General features: G+C 71.9%; 2 protein-coding genes and 1 pseudogene. 1 reads left to right on the plus strand and 2 read right to left on the minus strand.

The genetic code is table 11. The features are described from left to right. Together G6031_RS16170 and G6031_RS16175 are read right to left on the minus strand one after the other, a co-directional pair. Nucleotides 1-195, minus strand: a pseudogene (locus G6031_RS16170) (NUDIX hydrolase); the annotation flags it as partial. A 17-nt stretch (nt 196-212) separates the two neighbouring features. After that, nucleotides 213-1,055, minus strand: coding sequence for an ABC transporter ATP-binding protein (locus G6031_RS16175; protein ID WP_182611180.1), 843 nt, complete (start codon nt 1,053-1,055; stop codon nt 213-215). A gap of 153 nt (nt 1,056-1,208) precedes the next feature. Here G6031_RS16175 and G6031_RS16180 point away from each other — a divergent pair, with 153 nt between their 5' ends. Continuing rightward, on the plus strand, nt 1,209-3,227 hold the full coding sequence (locus G6031_RS16180) for a maltotransferase domain-containing protein (protein ID WP_182653815.1): 2,019 nt from the start codon (nt 1,209-1,211) through the stop codon (nt 3,225-3,227). The last annotated feature ends 149 nt before the right edge of the window (nt 3,228-3,376 follow it).

Genomic DNA, 3,376 nt, shown 5'->3' on the forward strand with positions numbered 1-3,376 from the left:
CCGCCAGGGCCGGGTGCCGCCGTAGTCCCGCGGCTCGACGCCGCCTCCGGGGAAGACCGACATCCCGGCGGCGAACTGCATGGTGGCCACGCGGTGCTGGAGGAACACCTCGAGCCCCCCGCCGACGCGCGCGTCGCGGACCAACGCCACCGTGGCGGCCTCACGGACGGGGACGGGCCCGGGCGGGGTCGCCACGGGGTCGACTGTGCGGTTCACGGCCGCCGGTGTCGGCCGGACCGACGCGCCCGGCGCGCGAAGAACCGCCCGTCGATCGCGTCGACGACGATCGACTGCGCGAACGCGGTGCTGAGGTTCTCCGAGGTGATCACGTCGTCGATCAGGCCGGTGGCCGTGACCCCTCCCTCCGCGAGGAGCATCGCGTGGGTGAAACCCGGGGGTATCTCCTCCACGTGGTGGGTCACCAGGACGGTGGCGGGCGCGTCGGGGTCGAGGGCCATGTCCGCCAGACGGGCGACCAGATCCTCCCGGCCCCCCAGGTCCAGCCCCGCCCCCGGCTCGTCGAGCAGGAGCAGCTCCGGGTCGGTCATCATCGCGCGGGCGATCAGCACCCGCTTGCGCTCACCCTCCGAGAGGGTCCCCCAGGTCCGGTCGGCCAGGTGCTCTCCGCCGATCATCTCCAGCGTGTCCGCCGCGCGGTCGAAGTCGGCCTGGTCGTACGCCTCCCGCCACCGGCCCAGCACGGCGTACCCGGCGGAGACCACCAGGTCCTTGACCACCTCGTCGCCGGGGATCCGGCCGGCCACCGCCGCGGACGACAGGCCCACCCGGCTGCGGAGCTCGGTGACCTCGGTGCGACCCAGTTGCTCCCCCAGGATCACCGCCGAACCGGTGCTCGGGTACTCGAGCGCCGAGGCGATCCGGAGCAGCGAGGTCTTGCCCGCACCGTTGGGGCCCAGGACGACCCACCGCTCGTCCAACTCGACCTGCCAGGTGACGGGGCCCACCAGCGTCCGCCCGTCCCTCCGGAGCGAGACGTCGGTCAGGTCCAGGACGAGGTCGGGATCGGTCTCGATAGGCGTTCTCACGGACCCCATCTAACCCCCTATCCGGTGGCCGGGTGGCGAGGAACACGGCTCGTGCGCGTGAACACCGGCGCGACGCCCCTCCCCGATCGACGCCCGCTTCGATAGCGTCGTGTGCGTAGAGGCGTCCGCACCCCGGAGCCCGCAGCCGAGAGGAGCACCGACGTGAACGACCGTCTGGCCATCGACGAGGTCCGCCCCCTGGTCTCCTGCGGGAGGTTCCCCGCCAAGTCGGTCGTGGGTGAGGTGGTGCCGATCTCGGCGACCGTGTGGCGGGAGGGCCACGACGCGCTGTCGGCGAGCCTGGTGGTCCGCCGTCCCGGTGGGGCCTCCTCCCGGGCGACCATGTCCCCCGGGGTGGAGGCGGACACCGTCCACGCGCTGCTCACCACCGACGCCCCCGGGATGTGGTCGTTCCGTGTCGAGGCCTGGTCGGATCCGTTCGCCACGTGGAACAGCGGCATCGTCAAGAAGATGGACGCAGGCCAGGGCGCCGACGTCCTGGGCAACGAGTTCGAGGTGGGCGCCCGGGTCCTGGACGCCGGCGCCGCACAGGCGACCGCGTCGGGTGACCCCGACCGGGCCACGCTGCTGACGGATGCGGCCACCGCGCTCCGCGGCACCGGGGACGCGCGGACCCGGACCTCGCTGGCGCTGTCCGACGAGGTCGCGGCCGCGATGGCCGCCGGACCGGTCCGCGAGCTGGTGACGGCCGGTCAGACCCACCGCGTCTGGGTCGACCGGCGCGAGGCCCAGTTCAGCTCGTGGTACGAGTTCTTCCCCCGCTCCACGGGCGGGTGGGACGAGCGGGGCCGGCCCGTCCACGGCACCTTCGCCACCTCGCGCACCCACATCGACCACGCCGCGGACATGGGCTTCGACGTGGTGTACCTGCCGCCCATCCACCCGATCGGGGTGGTCAACCGGAAGGGCCGCAACAATTCGCTCACCCCGGACCCGGGCGACGTCGGTTCGCCCTGGGCGATCGGTTCCGCGGACGGCGGCCACGACGCGGTGCACCCGGAGCTCGGCACCATCGAGGATTTCCGCGAGCTGGTCGAGTACGCCGCCACGAGGGGTGTCGAGATAGCGCTGGACCTGGCGTTGCAGTGCGCGCCGGACCACCCGTGGGCGCAGGCGCACCCCGAGTGGTTCACGGTGCTGCCCGACGGGCACATCGCCTACGCCGAGAACCCGCCCAAGAAGTACCAGGACATCTACCCCGTCAACTTCGACCTCGATCCCGAGGGGATCTACGCCGAGGTGCTCCGGGTGGTGCGGCTGTGGACCTCCCTGGGCGTACGGATCTTCCGGGTGGACAACCCGCACACCAAGCCGGCCGACTTCTGGAGCCGCCTGATCGCCGAGGTCAAGCGCACGGAACCGGACGTGCTGTTCCTCGCCGAGGCCTTCACCCGTCCCGCCCGCATGTTCGGCCTGGCCAGGCGGGGCTTCTCGCAGTCGTACACCTACTTCACCTGGAAGACCACCAAGTCCGACCTGGTGGAGTTCTGCGAACAGCTGCTGGCGCACGTCGACGAGGCCCGGCCCAACATGTTCACCAACACCCCGGACATCCTCCACGAGTCGCTGCAGCGCGGGGGCCCCGCGATGTTCGCGATCCGGTCGACGCTCGCGGCCACGCTGTCCCCGGCGTGGGGCGTGTACTCGGGCTTCGAGCTGTTCGAGTGGCAGCCCGTCACCGACGGCAGCGAGGAGTACCTGGACTCGGAGAAATACGAGCTCCGGCCCCGGGACTTCGCCGGTGCCGAGGCGGCGGGCCAGTCCCTCGCGCCGTGGCTCCGGACCCTCAACCGGATCCGCCGGGAGCACCCCGCCCTCCAGCAGCTGCGCACCCTGCGGTTCCACGACGTGGACAACGACCAGATCCTCGCCTACTCCAAACTCGACCCCACCACCGGCGACTGCGTCCTCACGGTGGTCTCACTCGACTCGCACGGGGTCCAGGAGGGCACCCTCCGGCTGGACATGGCCGCTCTCGGGTACGACGACGACGCCCGGTTCAGCGTCCACGACGAGGTCTCCGGCAGCGAGTTCCACTGGGGTTCGAGCAACTACGTGCGACTCGAGCCGTGGACGGCGGTCGCACACATCGTCGTGGTCCCGCCCTGCGACGAAGCACGTAGGGTCGAACTGACCTACCGCACGCACATCGTGGATTGAGGGACAACGGCATGGGAAAGCACCACGGCAAGGGCCGACCCGCTACCGAGAGCTCCGCCACGGCGCCCGGCAGGGTGCCACCGCCCGTCGACCCCGGGGCGGCCTGGCGGACGCCCGAGGAGGTCGCCCGCGACGAGGCGGGGCGGTCC

The sequence above is a fragment of the Dietzia sp. CQ4 genome, assembly GCF_014145125.1.
Lineage (GTDB): Bacteria > Actinomycetota > Actinomycetes > Mycobacteriales > Mycobacteriaceae > Dietzia > Dietzia natronolimnaea.